The organism is Microbulbifer mixtoriginis (SeqCode), from assembly GCF_052466865.1.
This window is the reverse complement of the sequence record NZ_CP174293.1, coordinates 1,995,477-2,013,412: the sequence shown is the minus strand read 5'-3', so window position 1 is coordinate 2,013,412 and position 17,936 is coordinate 1,995,477. Positions and strand designations below refer to the sequence as shown.

Sequence of the window (17,936 nt, the reverse complement as noted above, 5' to 3'; positions counted from 1 at the left end):
GCGCTAGGCGCCCGTGCTGAAAATTAGGTTTTCAGAGCTTAACCGGTCAGGCAGGATAAAGCCAGCCGGTAAAAAGGAAGGAGATGCAACGACGCCCGACTGAAGCGGGCGCCAATGCATTCGGAGATAAAGGGATAATTAACCCTGCTTCTGCGGCTTGATCACGTCGTCATAAGTACTTTTAACTTCTTCGACTTTTGCAGACTTCAGTACAAAATCTACAACCTGATCTTCCAGAACTACCGATTCAACTCCAGAGAGCAGCTCGCGGTTATTGTAGTAGTATTCAACCACTTCTTCCGGTTGCTGGTAGGTAGAAGCCAGCTCCTCAACCTTAGCTTTCACCAGGTCAGCATCTACAGACAGTTCGTTTTTCTTAACGATCTCACCAACAACAAGACCTAGAACTACACGACGCTTGGCCTGTTCTTCGAACATAGTGTCCGGCAACATACGCTCAGCATCTTCAGCTTTGATCTGGCCACCAAACTGCTGAACCATTTGTCCACGCAGAGTGCTAACCTCACCTGCGACCAGTGCAGAAGGCAATTCGACCGGGTGCTGTTCAAACAACTGGTCCATCACCTGGGTTTTAACCTTGTTCAGCGCTGCGTTTTTCAGCTCACGCTCCATGTTACCGCGAACTTCTTCGCGGAACTTCTCTTCTCCACCCTCCTGAACACCATATGCCGCGAAGAATTCTTCATTCAGCTCGGGCAGCTCAGGCTTTTCAGAAGAGGTAACTTTAATATTGAAGGTTACCGCAGCACCACGTAGCTCTTCAGCTTGGTAGTCTTCAGGGAAGGTCAGGTCCAGATCTTTCTCTTCACCGGGCTTCATGCCGAGGATACCTTCCTCAAAACCGGGGATCATCTGGCCGGAGCCCAGTACCAACTGGTGACCTTCGGCCTTACCGCCTTCAAACTCTTCGCCATCTTTACGGCCCAAGAAGTTGATCACAACACGATCACCTTTTTGTGCCTTGCGCTTGGTATCCTTCCAGGAAGACTGCTGTTTGCGCAGCACATCAACCATATTGTTAACATCCGTATCAGTTACTTCTGCAACTGGACGCTCAACGCTAACCTCAGCCAGGTCGGCCAATTCTACTTCTGGATAAACTTCAAAAGTGGCGACGTATTCCAGATTCTCGCCAGCTGCAGTTTGCTTTGCCTCAATGCTTGGCTGACCGGCAGGCTTAACTTCTTCCTGCTGAACCGCATCGTAGAAGGAACGGCTCATAACCTCGCCGAGCACTTCCTGGCGAACGCCGGCACCAAAGCGCTGACGCACAACTTTCATCGGCACCTTGCCTTTGCGGAAACCGTTTATACGAACAGTCTTAGCCGCCTGCTGAAGGCGCTTGTCCACTTCTTTATCGACGACTTCCGCCGGCAAGTTGACCGTTAAGCGACGCTCCAGACCGGAAGTAGTTTCGATGGAAACCTGCATGTTTATCCTCGTGAGACTATCTCTTTAATCGCGCCGCAGCGCCAACGAATACCGGGTCACCGAGACTTAGTCAGCAACCTCATGGGGAAACATCAAAACAATATTTTGAGCTTCCGCCAAATACACAAGAAGCCCGCACCCACCCCTCCAGGGTAAGTCACACGGACTTCAAGGTTTTTGATTTGGTGGGGACGGGGAGACTCGAACTCCCACACCTTTCGGCACCAGAACCTAAATCTGGCGTGTCTACCAATTTCACCACGTCCCCGAAACTCTCTTACCGCTAACCCATTGATATATATAGGGTTTCGATCTTTTTTAAGACCTCATCGCGACAAGGGGTGCAGATTGTGCCACAGCATTTTAAAGGCATCAACACTTTACTGAAAAAAAATAAAAAAGGCGCCAGAAAGGCGCCTTTTGTGGGGTGCGGGAGATTAAACTCGCTCAACAATCGTGGTGATTCCCTGCCCCAAGCCGATACACATGGTGGATACACCAAGGTTTCCACCCTCGTTTTGCATAACACTCAACAAGGTACCGGTAATGCGAACGCCTGAGCAACCGAAGGGGTGGCCAAGAGCGATAGCGCCACCGTACAGGTTGACCTTCTCATCCATCTGCTCGAGCAGATCCAGGTCCTTCAGCACCGGCAGCGCCTGCGCTGCAAATGCCTCATTCAGCTCAAACTTGTCGATATCGCCGACAGTTAGACCCGCTCTCTTGAGCGCCTTCTTGGTGGAAGGCACCGGACCATAACCCATAATGGACGGATCAACACCGGCCAGCGCCATTTCCTTCACGCGAGCAATAGGGGTCATACCCAAAGCCTGAGCACGCTCAGCGGACATTACCAGCATCACAGAAGCACCGTCGGTGATCTGAGAGGAGGTGCCAGCTGTTACCTGGCCGTGCTTCGGGTCGAATGCCGGCTTCAGTTGAGCCAGACCTTCCACGGTGGTGTCAGGACGGATGGTTTGGTCCGTCTCAACCAGGAAAGGTACGCCGTCATCGTCATGGCCTTCAATAGCGATAATTTCGCGATTGAATTTGCCAGCCTTGGTAGCCTCAGCGGCGCGATGGTGAGAGCGCGCTCCGAACTCATCCATCTGCTGACGCTGGATACCGTGCATCATCGCCAGGTATTCAGCGGTCATACCCATGGAGCCGGCAGCTTTAGCCATATAGCGACCCAGCATTGGGTTGGGGCTAACATGCTCCATCATGTTCAGGTGACCCATGTGCTCAACACCACCCACAACGTACACATCGCCAACCCCAGCCTGGATGTTGGCAGCTGCAGTATGCAGGGAGGACATAGAGGAGCCGCACAGGCGGTTGACGGTTTGCGCCGGGATAGTGTGTGGCAGACCTGCGCGCAGCAGGATAAAGCGAGCTACGTTAAAGCCCTGCTCATCGCGCTGCATAACACAGCCCCAGATCAGGTCATCGATCTCGGCAGGATCGAGCTTGTCATTGCGCTGCATGAACTTTTTCAGCAGTTCAGCGGACATATCATCGGCGCGAACATGGCGATATACACCATTCTTCGAGCGACCCATGGCCGTACGCGCGTAGTCGACGATTACGGCATCTCTAGGATTTAAACTCATCGCTATTCTCCTTACTTGTCGCCGTAGTAGGTTTTGCCACTTGCGGCCATTTCACGCATGCGATCGGTCGGCTTGTACAGCTCACCCAGATCGGCGTACTTATCGGCAATCTTCACGAACTCATCCAGACCAATACTGTCCAGCCACGCGAAGATTCCACCGCGGAATGGAGGGAAGCCAATGCCGTAGATCAGCGCCATATCGGCTTCAGCCGGGGAATCAACGATACCCTCTTCCAGGCAGCGAGCCAGCTCGGTGGCCATAGGCACCATCATGCGCTCGATAATTTCGTCTTTTTCAAACTCGCGACGCTCAGCCACGTGCGGCTTAAGCAGCGCGTAGGACTCTTCGGTAGCCACTTTCTTCGGGCGACCTTTTTTGTCCTGCTCGTAGTTGTAGAAGCCTTTGTTGTTCTTCTGGCCGTAACGACCGGCTTCATACATAACGTCGGAAGCAGCAGTAAAGGTTTTACCCATGCGATCGGGGAAGCCTTCAGCCATTACGCTTTCCGCATGAACACCGGTATCGATTCCGACAACGTCCATCAGGTAAGCGGGCCCCATCGGCCAACCCCAGCGCTCCATCACCTTGTCAACGGCCTGGAAGTCAGCGCCATCGCGCACCAGCATGGAGAAACCGGCAAAGTAAGGGAAGAGAACGCGGTTAACCAGGAATCCCGGACAGTCGCGTACAACAATAGCTTTCTTGCCCATCTTGTTTGCGTAGGCAACAACGCGAGCTACAGCTGTGTCGGAAGTTTTCTCTCCGCGAATCACCTCAACCAGCGGCATTTTGTGCACTGGGTTGAAAAAGTGCATGCCGAGGAAGTTTTCCGGGCGGGAGAGCGGCTCAGCCAGCTGGTTAATAGAAATAGTGGAGGTGTTAGAAGCGATTACAGTGTCTTCGCTTACTTTGGTTTCCACTTCTTTCAATACTGCGTGCTTCACCTTGGGATTTTCAACCACGGCTTCCACAACAACATCGATATCGTTGAAGCCGTCGTAGCTCAAGGTAGGCTCGATACGGTTGAGCACTTCACCCATTTTAACGGGGGTCAGGCGCTTGCGATCAACCAGCTTGGACAGCAGCTTGTTCGCCTCATTCAGACCAAGATCGATACCCTTCTGGTCGATATCCTTCATCTTGATCGGAGTGCCCTTGTAGGCAGACTGGTAAGCGATACCGCCACCCATAATGCCAGCACCCAATACTGCCGCACGCTCAATCGGCTTATCGGCTTTCTTCTCCCAACCTTTGGCAACCTTGCTGATTGCCTGGTCAGCCAGGAACAGCCCTACCAAAGATTTCGCAGTGCCAGTCTGCGCGCAGAAAATAAACTTCTCTTGCTCGATTTTCAGCGCTTCATCGCGAGTCAGCTTGTAGCCCTGCTCGATTGACTCAACCGCAGCTACAGGAGAAGGGTAGTTTTTGCCCGCCTGCTGACCCACAAATGCCTTGGTGGTAAAGAAGGCCATCAGCGCTTCGGTGTCATTCAAGGGAATCGGAGATTTCTTGAGTTCGCGAATGGCTTTGTAGTCCAGCTCGCCATTGATAGCGCGCTCAAGCAGCTTGACCGCTGCATCTTTGAGTTTGTCAGTGGGGATCACCGCATCAACAGCGTGAGCCTCCAGAGCGGCAGCCGGCTTCTGTTCTTTACCTGCTGCAATCCACTCAGCAGCGACATCAACACCCACTACACGCGGCAGGCGAACGGTGCCGCCCCAGCCCGGGATCAAGCCCAGTTTAACTTCCGGAAGGCCAACTTTGGCCTCTTCGCCCATCAGGCGGAAGTCACAGCCAAGACACACTTCAAAACCACCACCGAGCGCGTAGCCATTAATTGCCACCGCAGTCGGTACCGGCAGATCTTCCAGACGGTTGATATTTTCGTTGTTCTGATTCATCAGATCAGCAACGCCCTCTGCGCCTGCAGAAAAAGCACCGCCAAACTCAGTGATATCAGCACCGACAATAAAGACGCTCTTGCCACTGGTCAGCAGCACACCTTTGATGCCATCTGCTGCTTCAATTGCATCCAGAGCCTGAGAGAATTCGGAAACCGTTTGGCGGTTGAACTTGTTGACGGATTCGCCTTGCAGGTCGAATTTAAGCTCGGCGATGCCGTTATCCAGCATCTGAACCGTGAGCGCTTTGCCACTAAATAACATTGATTGACCTCTTTTATTCTGGGCCGCAATCCTGGACCCGGGGTCGGAATTTTTTTGCAACCAAGGGCCGCCCCGCAGTGTGCGGTGACACTTTGGCCCAATATGGTCAGCCGTAGTATAGCCAGATTCAAACGATTGTTTGAATACTATTTCTTACAAAAGAACTGGCACCAAGAGCGCCAAAGTACAGAAAACAACCAGCCATATCTCACAGGCTGGTCACACAGGCGGAGCCAGTCTATCGCGGATCAATCCACCTTTTCAGCACGGTGGCGTAAATCACCCTTTATAGAAAGACTCGTTTAGACGGGAAGCGCAGGGAATATTCGATGAGGGAGTGGCAGCCACGGCACTGAAAACCACACAGTCAATACTTCCGGGGTTGCGGAAGCGATGTGGGCGCCGTGCATTTAAGTAATAACCATCCCCCTCCTCCAGCAGGGCAAACTCTGATCCTGCTGTAACCTCCAGCTCTCCAGCAATAACAATCCCCCCCACCTCCCCATTGAGTAGCAATTGGCCTGAACCGGTATCCTGCCCAGCGGGAAACACTTTACGGAGGATTGTCATGGCGCGAACCTGGCGGGAGCCGCCGAGCAAATGACAGAAAACCCGACCATTACCAATATCGGGCATTTCATTGGCGCGAAAAAAAATTTGTTCTGGCTCGGCAAGTTCCAGGGAGAAAAACTCAGCCAGAGACATGGGCACACTATTCAATATCTTCTCAAGCGATCCCACAGATGGGCTGACCCGACCCTGCTCAATAAAAGACACAGTGGCATTGGTAACGCCCGCTTGCCGCGCAAGTTGTCGCTGGGAAATCCCATAAATTTTTCGCACCAGCTTCAGCCGGGCACCAAGATCCCCGGCATCACTAACTTCACTACAAACATCCATGTCTGACATTGAATCTCTCACTCCGCCAATTGCCAAAGGAGGTTTCCCCCTTAATTGGCAGGAAAAATTTTAAGCATCATACATTACCGATGCACGGGTCTTTTAAACCATATCGGTAAAGGGGTTATCAACATCGAGCTCTACAGGAGGGAACCCTGGAAATGAGACCTTATCGACAGAAAGACCTATTTGAGCATCATCTACCAGCCCCTCTCCAAAACGGTAGATAGTTTGTAAATCTCCTCTGCTTGCTTTTTCATCGTACGCTACAGCATGCTCCACGACAGACTCATTTTTTCTATGATGAGCAAGCATCTTTTTTGACCCGTAGCGTTTTTCCAGCATTGAGCGGGTCAAGTGAGGAGAGAGTACAGCCGCAGTCGCATTATTCCCCCCAAAACCTTTAGAATTCAGGAAAGCGAGATCCAGTGAAGCGGGATCTCTCTCCACATGCTCACAAGAGATCTGCAGGTTATTCTGGTGAACATCATCTGCCACTCTGTCAATCGTGACGATACCCGGTAAAATTCCCCTATCAAAAACTCCCAGGGTCGAAATTAACTGGTCACCACTCGCCACCGCTATCGTGTGCCCAAGATAAGCTTTAACAGCACAAACCGGCCATTCCTGCACACCAAAAACGGAAGCCAAACGATCGAGGATCGCAGACTCTGTTACGCGATTTTGCGGTGTGCTAGATCCATGGGCCTGAACAAAACTGCGCTTCTTCAGACTTTCATCCCCGACAATAGCTTTCGACTCCGCCATCGCCCTGGCCATCGTTAGATAATTACCTGGCCCCGGTGCGGAAATCGACTTTTTGAAGCCATCAGCATTGATATACACCCCTGTAACTGCACCGTGGACACTCGCCCCCAGTTCAACAGCCAAAGCGTCATCCATTAAGATGGCCCACTGGGTACCCTCCCCCAAAGTAAAACCGCAATTCTCCCCAAACGGGCGACTAGTGCGGCGGAAGTCCACTTCTCCCGAAGAAATCTTTCGCAGATTTTCAGTGGTAGCGAGCGCTCCCATGGTAGAGTAACCATCAACAATCTCGGGAACCAATGGCGCTTCAGTAGCGCCAACAACGGCCACTCTGGCCCGACCACTGCGAATATCCTCTACCCCTGCGCGCAAATTGTACAAATAGCTCGCACAAGCTCCGGTAACCGCCCCAGTAGATCCAACATTACCCAGCACATAGGCGTTCACAAAGTCTGCCGGCATACTATTCAGCCCAAGCGCCAACTGCTTGGAGCTAACCCTGGAACCGCGCAAGCGGGACTGCATCAAGCCTCCGTTTCCATAGGGGTCGAGTTGACTCATCGCTGAGGAGGCGTAAACAGAAATATTACCGGGACCAGCTGCAGCAACAACATCCTGCCAATCCACCCCCATAGAGAGAACAGCATCAGATGCACCCAACACTGCCAACTGCAATCCCCTCGGGTGGAATCGGGAATTGTAAAGCTCACCAGGCTCAAAGCCTGTGGGCAGCTGTCCTGCCGCCCCCACTGGGATCTCGCGAAAGCTATCCAGCATGACTGACAAACTTGATGTAGCCACACGAACCCTACCACTACCAATAGTTTCCACTTGCCATCCCTCTGGCAGTGGATGGGGTAATTGGCGCGTAGAAATCTCAAAAGAAATACCAGCGGGATTTGAAAGATTCGCCGCCTGGTGAAAATGACACCTGTGGTAATCGTAGATTCGCGCTTCCAATTCTCGCACCAAGGTGCCCTTGAGAACCTTTTCCTCCAGCGCTGACTCGAGGGGGCCTTTGGCCTCGACGCCTGTACGCAACCCCATCAATGCGGCGAGATCAGAAAGCGTATCAGTCCGCTCCCTCTGTCCGAGTTTGTCGAGCACCATGCGGGCATAGCCCCGGTGAAAGGAGCTGCGTCCTGCAGGGTTAAAACCACCGAACGCGGTAATTACGGGAAGGCGCTGCATCCTGACCTCCAGCCAAGCTAAACACTACAAATTTGATATTTGGGAGTGTAGGGGCTGGCGATTCCGTCCAGTTATGGGCATACTGGCCAGCAAAATTGAGTGTTTTGGCCAATGGCGCAACCCCGCCTGAGTATGTAATGCGAACGGTTACCTTTCTTCTGATTGATCAAATGCTGGCCACCGGCACAGTTCTGCCCTTAGAAATGCTGCGCGGTGCCGAAAGCCGCGCCCGAGTGGAAAGGCTGGCAGAGCCCTTGCGCCTAGTAACAGCCAGCATAGATGGACAAGCGGTAAAAACCCGCTGCGGCTTTACCTTTCAACCTGACGTGTCTTTGGAAGAGGCACCAGACAGCGACTTGATCTACATTCCTGCGCTTTGGCGCAATCCCCGCCCAGCCCTGAAGCGCAGTGGAAAGCTTTTAAGATGGCTACGGAGCCAGGCCGAAGGTGGAGCTGCGATCAACGCCGTGGGTACTGGAGTTTGCTTTCTAGCCGAGGCAGGCCTCCTTGATGGCAAACCCGCCACTACACACTGGCACTATTTCGACCAGTTCAGCGCGGACTACCCAAATGTTAAATTGAAGCGCCAGTATTTTATCACTCAGGCTGACAAACTTTTTTGTGCCGCCAGCGTAAATGCCTTGGCAGATGTCACGGTTCATATGATTCGCCAGCTCTATGGAGCCGCTGTAGCCAGTCATGTGGAGCGTAACTTCTCCCATGAAATTCGCCGACCATTTGAGGAAATTGCTTACTCAGAAGGTTCGGTGCATCTACATCCAGACGAGGATATTGTACAGGCCCAGGCATGGCTAAAAGAGCACTGTAATACCGAGGTACGCCTCAGTGAGGTAGCACAAATGTTCGACATGAGTGTGCGCTCCTTCAACCGCCGCTTTAAATTAGCTACAGGACAGACACCGCTGCAATATTTGCAAAATGTTCGCGTAGATATGGCTCGGGAACTGCTGCAATCCAGTAATCTATCCGTGAATGAAATTGCCGAAAAAGTTGGCTACCAGGATATGGGACACTTCACTGCACTGTTCAAAAAATTCCTTGCCACTACACCAAGCGAATATCGGGCCACCGTCAGAGCCAAGCTATTCCGGGTCAATACCTGATTTCTTCAGGAAGATAACATCACTATCTGCAAAGTGTAGTTCCGCGCCTAATTTTCGCGACAGCCATTGAAAGGTTTCAACACAAAAGAAGGAAATATGTGTTGGGTCGCGAATATAATGCCAGCTGGCAAAGCGTTCTCGAGAAATAACCAGCTTGGTCATCACTGCCAGCACACCGCCAAAACGTAATCGTGCCCACAAAGCCGACAACTCATCGCCAGGCGCGCTCAAGTGCTCCACCACTTCTGTCGCCACTATGAAGTCGTAGCTTTTTTCCTGCATCCGACGCTCAGGGAAGTAATAACGGTCGAACAACTCAACTTTATGGCCCTGCTCCTCTAAAATTCGCGCCAACAGTGGCGCTGGCCCACAACCAAAATCCAGCCCCACACTAGCAGCAGAAAGCTCTTTCAATAAGGGCTTGGCGCAACGGCTTAGGAAACGGCGATACCCTTCATCCTCCATAGAATTTTCATGCAGATTGTAATAGGCATGCTCTTCAACTGGAGTCAAATGATATTCTGCGGGTACAAACACCAATTCGCAGTTATTACATTGGTAATAACTGCGAAATTTATCTCGATAATAGAGTTGTGCCGCGCGATGGCGGCACAGGGGGCAAGAAAGTGTCAACTTATGCAGCTACCGTGTCAGGCTTTTTTTTCGCCGTGACGTTTTCAGCCTGCTCATGATTCAGTAAAGCGCCTTCACTGATCTGGATTTTTCGAGGCTTCATCGCTTCAGGTATTTCTCTAACCAGCTCTATATGAAGCAGGCCGTTGGCGAGCTTCGCATCAGTCACTTTTACGTGATCTGCTAGCTGGAAGCGTCGCTCAAAATTTCTCGCAGCAATTCCTCGATGGAGAAAGTTTCTTTGTGCAATATCTTCTGGTTTTTTACCGCTCACACTTAAGCGATTTTGCTCAACCTGAATATCAAGTTCAGATTGCTCAAACCCAGCCACAGCCATAGTAATTCTATAGCTATCTTCACCAGTAAGTTCTATATCATAGGGAGGGTATGAGGGTTGTTTTTGCTCACTGGAGCTCATTGCATCCAGCAGACTGGCCATACGATCAAAACCAATTGCAGATCGATACAAAGGGGAAAAATCAAAATTACGCATAGTTATATCCTCAATTCAGAGCAATATCCAATTTTGCTCGCCAATAAGCACGAGCATTGCTAACGGGGCACTTTCACACTCAAAGCTACCAACCGTACTCAATAGATATGGGCCACAAGTTTTATTTCAAGGTCCCAAAGGGAAAAAATGCAAAGAGAAGAAAATTTGTCAGATCAATCCACTAGCAGGTTATTTATTGGTATTAAACCTGATGTGGCATCACAAGCGTTCCTAGACGAGATAACCACTCAGTGCCAAAAGCAGCTAAAAGGCACATCTACTAGCCATATACGCTGGACAACCCCCAATAACTGGCACCTGACTTTGGCTTTTCTTGGAAGCATTCCGAAAGAAAAAATCCCCCAGCTTAAGCAGGGGCTTATTGAGCTTGCACACTGCAAAAGAAGTTTTCAAAGTAGGATTTGTTCTTTAACTCCTTTCCCAAAACAGCACTCCAAAATTCTTGCGGTAGAATTAGCCCTAAATACTAATTTAACTGAACTCCATGAGGAATGCCGGCAATTTATTGGCGAGCTTGGAATGGAACCAGAAAGCCAGGAATATCGACCCCATATCACCTTAGCGCGCAGTCGCAATAAAGAGGGGTTTCGGCACATTGCACCGCGCAACCTAAACTCATCCGTGTTAGTCGAAAATGTCATTCTTTATGAGAGCGTTCCCCAGACAGGGAAAAGTCACTACCACTCCTTACTCAAAGTACCCCTACTAAATGACTAAAGCACAGAATAAAAAAAGCCCGCACTGAGCGGGCTTTTTGCATCCTCCTGAGAGGCTGGAGCTTCCTATTTGAGAGCGTCTAAGGCATATTCTGGATACATCACCAAACGGGGACGTGAAAGGCGCCGAGCATCAAAAATAAAAACATAGCGTTCGCCATCATCTTCTGCGGGTATAGTGCGACGGAACTTCCAAGTATTGATTTTGTACGTCTGCCTACCCGCCTCAACTGTTGCCACCAAACGATATTGGTTTTTCCCCAGGAACTCAAAAGGTTGGCGATCTCCACTTGACGGCTTCAGAAGCAAACTTCGGAAAGTCTGTTTGTTTTCCCCATCTTTGTCGGATAGTAATTCACTCAGACGCTTCTGTTCCCGCTCGACATAGGCAAGCAACTCGGGATCAATATCTCTCTTAACAGTCGGAACCGGCTCAGGTTGCACCTGTCGTTTCTGGGGCTTCTCAATTGCCGCTGTCTTCAGCTTAGGAGGCTTTGGCTTTGCTGCTTCAGCTTTAGCACTTCTTGCCAAAGCGGCACGCCTCTCAGAAGCCTCTGCCTTGGCCAGCATAGATTCCACCACTTGGCTAATCTTATCCTGCTGGGCAGAAACCTTGGCCTTGGTCTCGGCAATGCCTTTTTTCTCTTCGTCGAGCCTAGCCAAAAGCTCTTGGTGGTTCACCTTGATAAACTCTAAACGTCGGCTGCGGCTATCCACCCCTCGCTCGGCCATTGCAAAGCCGTGCTTGGCTTTGGTCAGGCGACGCTCAGAATCTGAGGTGCCATTGGATTCATGGAGCCTACGCGCCTCCTCGAGCTCGACACGGCTCGCCTCATACTCTTTGCGAAGCTCGTTGAGAGATTCCTGCGCACGCTCGAGCTTATACTCATAAGAAAGCAGTTCATTCTCAATATCTTCCAGCTCAACCTGCCTGTTTTCCAGGGACTGCTCCAGGCGCGCCAGTCGGTTTTTTTCCACAGTGAGGTTTGACTGCGCCTGCGCTGCCATTCCGCTAAAAACTACTAAGCCCGCCAAGAAGAGCGAGCAATACCGCTTTACCGCCATTGTCCAGAACCTGTTTCTCGATTTTTCGACACTCGTAAGATAAAAGCGCAGAGGTTAAATTTTGTTCAAAACTTTATGTACTCTGTCGCAGCACTGTCAATTTTACGCAGGCCTGAGCTCGCGAGCAATGACCTCTCGTCCACCCTTTGCCCCCATTTGATGAATAATCCCCTTAAACCTAAGTGCTAAAGTCGTCTTAATGACGCTTCGCCGAATTTTATGTGACATTTTCAAGCGATAGCGCTTGATTTTTTTTTTAGCGGAAGCATTATGGGTAACAGGGAGACGATCGCTGAACACAGCGGAAACCCGACCCGGACGTAAAACACCCAGAGCTGCTCAGACAGCAATTATTCGTTGCGCTACCGGCGACTCGGCGATTCAACTGCGGACTCGACCCCTCCCATTAGGGCGCCCTACCTTCTTTGAATAGCAAACCGCACAAGCGGCCTGCATGGTTTCCTATAACCGGAGGTATTTATCCATGAAATCAGCGCCTAACGATAACATTGTGTTCCGCGATATCGACAAATCTGCTGCCCTGTCAAATACGGTATCTAAAAAGTTACACAAACTGGAACGTTATTGTGGCGACATCATACATAGTCGTGTAGTTCTGGAAGCTCCCCACCAACACAAAAGCAAAGGCAAGCAATACAAAGCCTCCCTTGAACTTGCCATTAGTGGCAATCCCGTGACCATCAGTAATGAAAATGAGTCTATCCACCGAGCGGTGAATGACACATTTGCCTCCGCAGAACGCTGCCTAAAAGAGCGTAGCGAGCGCAAAAAAGCGCAGCGTCATCAGGCGCTTTATGAAGTCGAAGAAGAATCCTAGAAGAGAGCAAAAACGGCGCACCAGCGCCGTTTTTGCATTAAACCCCGCTTTAAAAGCGGGGGGATTTTAAGATTTTTCTTTAGCAGCCCTCAATTTTAGAGCTAAATACTCAAGAGGCGCCTCGAGGATAGTCACCACAAATTGTATCCACTACCAGATAAACACCTTACTGTACTGGTGTACGCATAGTGACGAACTCTTCTGCTGCCGTTGGGTGAATTCCGATGGTTTCATCAAAGACTTTTTTGGTCGCCCCCGCTTTCAAAGCAACAGCCAAGCCCTGGATAATCTCACCAGCATCATCACCAACCATATGAACACCAATCACCTTATTGGTATCGGCATCGACCACTAACTTCATTAGGGTGCGCTCGGTATTCCCACTTACTGTATGACGCATTGGTCTGAATTCTGACTTGTAAATGGTAACTCTAACTCCGGAGTCCCTGGCCTCTTCTTCTGACAACCCTACAGTTCCAATATTGGGCTGACAAAATACTGCGGTGGGAATGTTGTTATAATCAATCTCCGCAGTTGTTCCAGTACGCCAGTGCTTTACTAGAGCCATCGCCTCCGCAAGGGCCACAGGCGTCAACTGTGGCTCACCGGTAACATCCCCAAGGGCATAGATAGAATGGACATTCGTGCGGAAATTGTCATCCACTGAGATTGTGCCATCGCGATGCAACACGACCCCTTGCTCCTGCAAACCGAGTCCTTCAGTATTGGCAACTCTGCCTGTTGCATAGAGGACCATGTCCACATTTAAACTGGAGCCGTCCTCGACATGTACTAAAAAACTACCATCTTGCAACTTTTCAATGCCACTCACTTGATGGTTAAACTTCAAATCAATATTCTTTTTTACCATCTCATCACGGACAAAATGGCGAATATCGCGATCAAAGCCACGTAGGAATAAATCACGCCGGTAAGAGAGGTGTGTCTCAGCACCTAAACCAGCAAATATCCCAGCAAACTCAACGGCAATATACCCCCCACCAACAACCAGTACTCTATTGGGGAAGGCTTCCATGGAAAACACCTCGTTGGAGGTCAGGATGAATTCTTTCCCAGGAATATCTGGGACAAAAGGCCAACCTCCTGTTGCTACCAGAATTCTCTGTGCCGTGTATTCGCGACCATTCACCATCACCTTATTGGCGCCAGTAACTTTGGCACGGCCGTCAATGACCGTCACATCTGAGTTTGCTAATAGGTTTCGATAAATATCGTTGAGGCGGGACACTTCACGTGCATTATTTTCACGCAATGTTGGCCAGTGAAATTCAGCCGGCGAACTGTTCCAACCATAGGCTCTAGCATCGGTGAAGTCCTCATTAAATCCACTGGCATAGACGAATAATTTTTTGGGAACGCACCCGACGTTTACGCAGGTCCCCCCCATGTAGCGATCTTCAGCCACCGCCACCTTCATTCCCTGGGCGGCAGCCATACGCGAAGCTCGTACACCACCAGAGCCCGCCCCAATCACAAATAGATCAAATTCATATTCAGCCAAAGCAAACCTCTGTCTTTAATTTATTACCTAACTTACAACGCAGGGGATACTTCCCCACAACACACCTTTCACGCCAGAGCTGTCACTCCGCACTTAATAACCGTTGACACCTATTTGTCGCTTCTATATTCATGTGACAACTATCACAAAAAATACTTCGCTAAACAAAGTGTTAGAACAACTGAGCAGGTTTGGCGGATAGAATAACAGCCACTAGAAAGAGTAACCCATGGGCAAGACAATGAACTCTCCTTCTTTAGCCATCCTTCGAACCTTGGGGCTTTTGTCTTTGCTGATTTCAAGCTCCCTTAGCAATGCCAATACCCATCCTAGTTATCTCACAAAAGAATACTGCAGCAGTGTGGTAGAGCAGTTTGTCGGGGCAGGCATGCGCAGCCTAGACAAATATGTAAACGAGCACTTCAACCCAGAATATAAAGGCGGTATCCGCAATACAATTCGATTTCTAGAGCAGCGGCTTGAGTGGCTAAATGAATGTAACGCCTACTTGGTGGATACCAATAACGCTTACGTTTTCCATAGCCAGGACGATACTCAAAATATTTTTTCGGCGATAAACGAGTTAACTCGAGAACTGCAACATGTCCGCTCAGGCGTTGAATATCGGGACGATACTGGAAATAACAACCCCGCCCCCTTTATCAAACGACGCTTTGCCACCCTAGCTGAATTGGTGGATCGCCACCACACACGCCTGCTTATGAAAAAGCAGTTCCAGTAGGGCCGTCACTACATCCTGAAAACATTCGGCCCGCAGTATCTTGCGGGCCTTGTCGCAGCGACGAAATCAGCTTTTTCTAGTGAACTTCGTCGCGGGCTTAGCGGGGGAGCTGCCAGCCCGACTGCCAAGCCCGACCATAGAAAAAACATCCGGCATTCGCTCTTTCAACCCGATTCCAATGCGTTTAACCAATGCGCCCAGGCGCGGGCGCTGTTTTTCAGTAAAAGGGATGGGTCTACAGCTCTGCATCGCAGAAAGTCCGATACGCGCCACAAAAAAACTTGCGCCCACACCTTGCCCCAAACGGGTAGAAACTGTACTAACAACACTGTCGCCGACCAAATCTGGCCATATCTCGCTGATCGCATATTCACTGGCACCACTATAAGCCACCAGCGCAAGTACTTTCTTGAAAAGGCGCCAGCGCACTACAAGCGAAGGTTGAATGCCATAAATTTGTGCAACATCATCAATCATTCGTAACGATTGGCGCAGGGCAACAAGGATGTCAATACTGGCAAAAGGACTGAGACCTACCAATGCCCCAGTTGCTGTCGCGTGACGAACTACGCGGCGTTGTGCCTCCTGGTCAAGTGCATCGAGAAAAGTCACTTCCAAGTGCTGCAGTAACTCACTACTGTCATAATAATCCGGCGCCTCATCCAGTACCCGGTTGAGCAGTACACCCTGAGGCTTTCCAGAAAAATGCAGCTGCAACTGTCGACGGAGAGATTCCGCTTCTTCATGGCTGCGACACTCTCGCATGTCGGCCGCCATTGCCTGTGTTTTTTGCAGCTTGCGCAGCGGCCGACCAGCACGGAAAAATTCCCACAGGGAACTGACTATTGCCGCTGCAAGGCTCGCTATCACCACTCCTGCGAGAATACCAAGGCTCCAGTGCTTATCTGCCGCCCAGGTATACATCTGGCGTAATTCCCAAGCGAGTACAGCCACTATTAATGCTACGCTTGAAAGCAGTGCCGGCTTTAACCATTTCAGGCGAAAAACAGGCAGGCGCAACTCAGAAAAGGCAATCCTATCGGGTAGTGATTCTCCCGTGGTAATAGATCTCGGAATGTCTTCCCCTTCCTCTTGCAGGGTTTCTACACGCGTAGTATCCCGGTGAGGGGCTTCACTTTCTGGTTCCTGCAGGGACTCTATCCGCGTTACCCGGCGAGGAGCCTGTTTATTCTCATCACCCATCAAACTTTATCTCCAAGCAACAAATTCAAAAGCGCATCGACGCGGATATGAGGAATGGAACCTGAGTCCATACCTTGCGGGGGGCGCAACTGGGGTGGAGCAGCCCCGGTATAATGACCCCAGCCACTCTCTTCACTGGGCAGGCGCGAGAAAATCTCGGCATTCTCAAAACCCAGATAGCGGCCATCCAGGTCATATCCAACCAGCATACGCCGCCCATTACGCTGATCCTCGCGGGAACAACGCACAGCAGCAATGGCTTCACTAAAGATCGGCAAGCCACGGTGGCGCGCTCCGCTAAAAGTTTGCTGCAGTTGCTGGCCCAACAGCTGACGCAAGGCATCGTGATCAGCCGCAAGCACCTGATCAACCTTAGTCGCGGCAAAGAGCAAGCGATTCACCTTAGGACGCCATAACTTACTCAGGAACCCAGACTCTCCATAGCGGAAAGTATCGGCAATATGGGTAAAAGCCAGACGCATATCCTCCAAGGCCTGCTCACCCGCAAACAAGGTGCCGATCATATCCACCAGGACCAGCTGCCGATCGAGGTGTTTAAAATGGCTCTCGAGAAAAGGGGCCACCTTCCCCTCCACATAAGCTTCATAAAGGCGACGCAGAACCTGATAATTACTACCATCAGGCAACTGTTTCAATTGATCGGCACTAAAGCCTCTGAGATCCAGCAGAGGTAATAGCTGATAATCCTCGTCATCCAACAATGCTCGTCCCGGCTGCAGATAGCTGAGTTTTCGCTTTTCGCGGCAGTCCAATAGGAATTGACGATATTCCCGCCACAATGCCTGCAGCTCTGGTTCCTTTGCCTCAGCCTCGGGGGAGAGCGCTGCCAAGCGTGTCAGCAGCCCCGGGGCCAACCCCGCGCGCGTATCGCTCGCAATAATATGGGCTTGATGGCGACACCAGTCGCGAAAATCCATTCTCAGCATCGGCAAGTCCATCAACCACTCACCTGGGTAGTCCCGCAGCTCCAGGATCAAGGTTTTATGATCGCCCCCCCCAAAACGACGATGCCGTCGCAAGTGAATGTGCAATTCCATTGCCGATACATCTCGGGTACTTTGTGGCCATCTCGGTGGATGCGACATCAAAGCACTCAAGCAGCCTTCATAGTCAAAGACTGGCAGGCCAGAATCGAGAGCAGGCTTTAACTCCGCCCCCAAAAGGTCTCCATTTAGCGCTGGGGCAAAGCCCGGTAGTTGTGCTTTCTGCGGGTGACTCAACTGGTAGATAAGGCTGGTAAGCAGAGTCGATTTACCAGCCCCACTCAAACCTGTCACTCCAACACAGACACGGCGGTCCATAAGGCGCTCTGCCAACCAATGAGATTTTTCCTGCGCACCCCGTCCCCAGTGACGCAACTTTTCCTTGAGACGCTTACTGCGTTTGTCTACTTGATCTGAAGGGTACTCCAGGCTCACTTGCCCGGACCCTGTCGCCTGCGATTCCATGGGGAGTTCACTTCCAAA

15 protein-coding genes and 1 tRNA gene are annotated in these 17,936 nt (G+C 50.8%); 4 read left to right on the top strand and 12 right to left on the bottom strand.

All coding sequences use genetic code 11. The annotated features are described in order from the left end of the window. Nucleotides 1-138: 138 nt before the first annotated feature. The 6 genes from tig to ACJJJA_RS09345 form a co-directional block, all read right to left on the bottom strand. The gene (gene tig / locus ACJJJA_RS09370; protein ID WP_444904397.1) at nt 139-1,452 is read right to left on the bottom strand and encodes a trigger factor; all 1,314 of its coding nucleotides are present in this window, start codon (nt 1,450-1,452) and stop codon (nt 139-141) included. A 183-nt stretch (nt 1,453-1,635) separates the two neighbouring features. Beyond that, nucleotides 1,636-1,720: transfer RNA gene (locus ACJJJA_RS09365), tRNA-Leu, on the bottom strand. Between the two features lie 169 nt (nt 1,721-1,889). After that, on the bottom strand, nt 1,890-3,065 hold the full coding sequence (gene fadA / locus ACJJJA_RS09360; RefSeq protein WP_444890727.1) for an acetyl-CoA C-acyltransferase FadA: 1,176 nt from the start codon (nt 3,063-3,065) through the stop codon (nt 1,890-1,892). A gap of 11 nt (nt 3,066-3,076) precedes the next feature. After that, nucleotides 3,077-5,233, bottom strand: coding sequence for a fatty acid oxidation complex subunit alpha FadB (fadB, locus tag ACJJJA_RS09355; protein ID WP_444885420.1), 2,157 nt, complete (start codon nt 5,231-5,233; stop codon nt 3,077-3,079). Between the two features lie 279 nt (nt 5,234-5,512). After that, on the bottom strand, nt 5,513-6,142 hold the full coding sequence (locus ACJJJA_RS09350) for a helix-turn-helix domain-containing protein (protein WP_444904396.1): 630 nt from the start codon (nt 6,140-6,142) through the stop codon (nt 5,513-5,515). A 93-nt stretch (nt 6,143-6,235) separates the two neighbouring features. After that, nucleotides 6,236-8,092, bottom strand: coding sequence for a beta-ketoacyl synthase (locus ACJJJA_RS09345; protein ID WP_444904395.1), 1,857 nt, complete (start codon nt 8,090-8,092; stop codon nt 6,236-6,238). A gap of 137 nt (nt 8,093-8,229) precedes the next feature. On the opposite strand from ACJJJA_RS09345, the gene ACJJJA_RS09340 reads away from it, so the two are divergent. Continuing rightward, complete coding sequence (locus ACJJJA_RS09340; protein WP_444890731.1) at nt 8,230-9,216, top strand: GlxA family transcriptional regulator; 987 nt, start codon at nt 8,230-8,232, stop codon at nt 9,214-9,216. Here ACJJJA_RS09340 and ACJJJA_RS09335 read toward each other — a convergent pair. Continuing rightward, nucleotides 9,196-9,849: a class I SAM-dependent methyltransferase gene (locus ACJJJA_RS09335; RefSeq protein WP_444904394.1), complete on the bottom strand. Its 654-nt coding sequence runs from the start codon at nt 9,847-9,849 to the stop codon at nt 9,196-9,198. The genes ACJJJA_RS09340 and ACJJJA_RS09335 overlap by 21 nt on opposite strands. Nucleotide 9,850: 1 nt before the next feature. Further along, nucleotides 9,851-10,342 (bottom strand): Hsp20 family protein, encoded by a 492-nt coding sequence (locus ACJJJA_RS09330; RefSeq protein ID WP_444885425.1) that lies wholly within the window; start codon nt 10,340-10,342, stop codon nt 9,851-9,853. Nucleotides 10,343-10,489: 147 nt separating this feature from the next. On the opposite strand from ACJJJA_RS09330, the gene thpR reads away from it, so the two are divergent. Further along, a complete protein-coding gene (gene thpR, locus ACJJJA_RS09325) occupies nt 10,490-11,080 on the top strand; it encodes an RNA 2',3'-cyclic phosphodiesterase (RefSeq protein WP_444904393.1) in 591 nt (196 codons plus the stop codon). A 65-nt stretch (nt 11,081-11,145) separates the two neighbouring features. Here the strand turns inward: thpR and ACJJJA_RS09320 are convergent, their stop codons facing one another. Then, on the bottom strand, nt 11,146-12,087 hold the full coding sequence (locus ACJJJA_RS09320; protein WP_444925258.1) for a hypothetical protein: 942 nt from the start codon (nt 12,085-12,087) through the stop codon (nt 11,146-11,148). Between the two features lie 541 nt (nt 12,088-12,628). Here ACJJJA_RS09320 and ACJJJA_RS09315 point away from each other — a divergent pair. After that, complete coding sequence (locus tag ACJJJA_RS09315) at nt 12,629-12,982, top strand: HPF/RaiA family ribosome-associated protein (protein WP_252085368.1); 354 nt, start codon at nt 12,629-12,631, stop codon at nt 12,980-12,982. 166 nt (nt 12,983-13,148) lie between these two features. On the opposite strand, the gene gorA is transcribed toward ACJJJA_RS09315, so the two are convergent. Then, nucleotides 13,149-14,504, bottom strand: a complete 1,356-nt coding sequence (gene gorA, locus ACJJJA_RS09310; RefSeq protein ID WP_444904391.1) for a glutathione-disulfide reductase — start codon at nt 14,502-14,504, stop codon at nt 13,149-13,151. 229 nt (nt 14,505-14,733) lie between these two features. On the opposite strand from gorA, the gene ACJJJA_RS09305 reads away from it, so the two are divergent. Next, complete coding sequence (locus tag ACJJJA_RS09305) at nt 14,734-15,246, top strand: hypothetical protein (RefSeq protein WP_444904390.1); 513 nt, start codon at nt 14,734-14,736, stop codon at nt 15,244-15,246. Nucleotides 15,247-15,312: 66 nt separating this feature from the next. On the opposite strand, the gene ACJJJA_RS09300 is transcribed toward ACJJJA_RS09305, so the two are convergent. Further along, nucleotides 15,313-16,449: a TIGR01620 family protein gene (locus ACJJJA_RS09300; RefSeq protein WP_252085365.1), complete on the bottom strand. Its 1,137-nt coding sequence runs from the start codon at nt 16,447-16,449 to the stop codon at nt 15,313-15,315. Continuing rightward, nucleotides 16,449-17,918: a YcjX family protein gene (locus tag ACJJJA_RS09295; RefSeq protein ID WP_444904389.1), complete on the bottom strand. Its 1,470-nt coding sequence runs from the start codon at nt 17,916-17,918 to the stop codon at nt 16,449-16,451. The genes ACJJJA_RS09300 and ACJJJA_RS09295 overlap by 1 nt, the downstream gene beginning before the upstream one ends. Nucleotides 17,919-17,936 lie beyond the last annotated feature (18 nt).

What these genes read in the sequence shown, in the direction of transcription:
- tig (WP_444904397.1), bottom strand. Translation starts at nt 1,452, where the DNA reads ATGCAGGTTTCCATCGAAACTACTTCCGGTCTGGAGCGTCGCTTAACG.
- fadA (WP_444890727.1), bottom strand. Translation starts at nt 3,065, where the DNA reads ATGAGTTTAAATCCTAGAGATGCCGTAATCGTCGACTACGCGCGTACG.
- fadB (WP_444885420.1), bottom strand. Translation starts at nt 5,233, where the DNA reads ATGTTATTTAGTGGCAAAGCGCTCACGGTTCAGATGCTGGATAACGGC.
- ACJJJA_RS09350 (WP_444904396.1), bottom strand. Translation starts at nt 6,142, where the DNA reads ATGTCAGACATGGATGTTTGTAGTGAAGTTAGTGATGCCGGGGATCTT.
- ACJJJA_RS09345 (WP_444904395.1), bottom strand. Translation starts at nt 8,092, where the DNA reads ATGCAGCGCCTTCCCGTAATTACCGCGTTCGGTGGTTTTAACCCTGCA.
- ACJJJA_RS09340 (WP_444890731.1), top strand. Translation starts at nt 8,230, where the DNA reads ATGCGAACGGTTACCTTTCTTCTGATTGATCAAATGCTGGCCACCGGC.
- ACJJJA_RS09330 (WP_444885425.1), bottom strand. Translation starts at nt 10,342, where the DNA reads ATGCGTAATTTTGATTTTTCCCCTTTGTATCGATCTGCAATTGGTTTT.
- thpR (WP_444904393.1), top strand. Translation starts at nt 10,490, where the DNA reads ATGCAAAGAGAAGAAAATTTGTCAGATCAATCCACTAGCAGGTTATTT.
- ACJJJA_RS09320 (WP_444925258.1), bottom strand. Translation starts at nt 12,087, where the DNA reads ATGGCAGCGCAGGCGCAGTCAAACCTCACTGTGGAAAAAAACCGACTG.
- ACJJJA_RS09315 (WP_252085368.1), top strand. Translation starts at nt 12,629, where the DNA reads ATGAAATCAGCGCCTAACGATAACATTGTGTTCCGCGATATCGACAAA.
- ACJJJA_RS09305 (WP_444904390.1), top strand. Translation starts at nt 14,734, where the DNA reads ATGGGCAAGACAATGAACTCTCCTTCTTTAGCCATCCTTCGAACCTTG.
- ACJJJA_RS09300 (WP_252085365.1), bottom strand. Translation starts at nt 16,449, where the DNA reads ATGGGTGATGAGAATAAACAGGCTCCTCGCCGGGTAACGCGGATAGAG.
- ACJJJA_RS09295 (WP_444904389.1), bottom strand. Translation starts at nt 17,918, where the DNA reads ATGGAATCGCAGGCGACAGGGTCCGGGCAAGTGAGCCTGGAGTACCCT.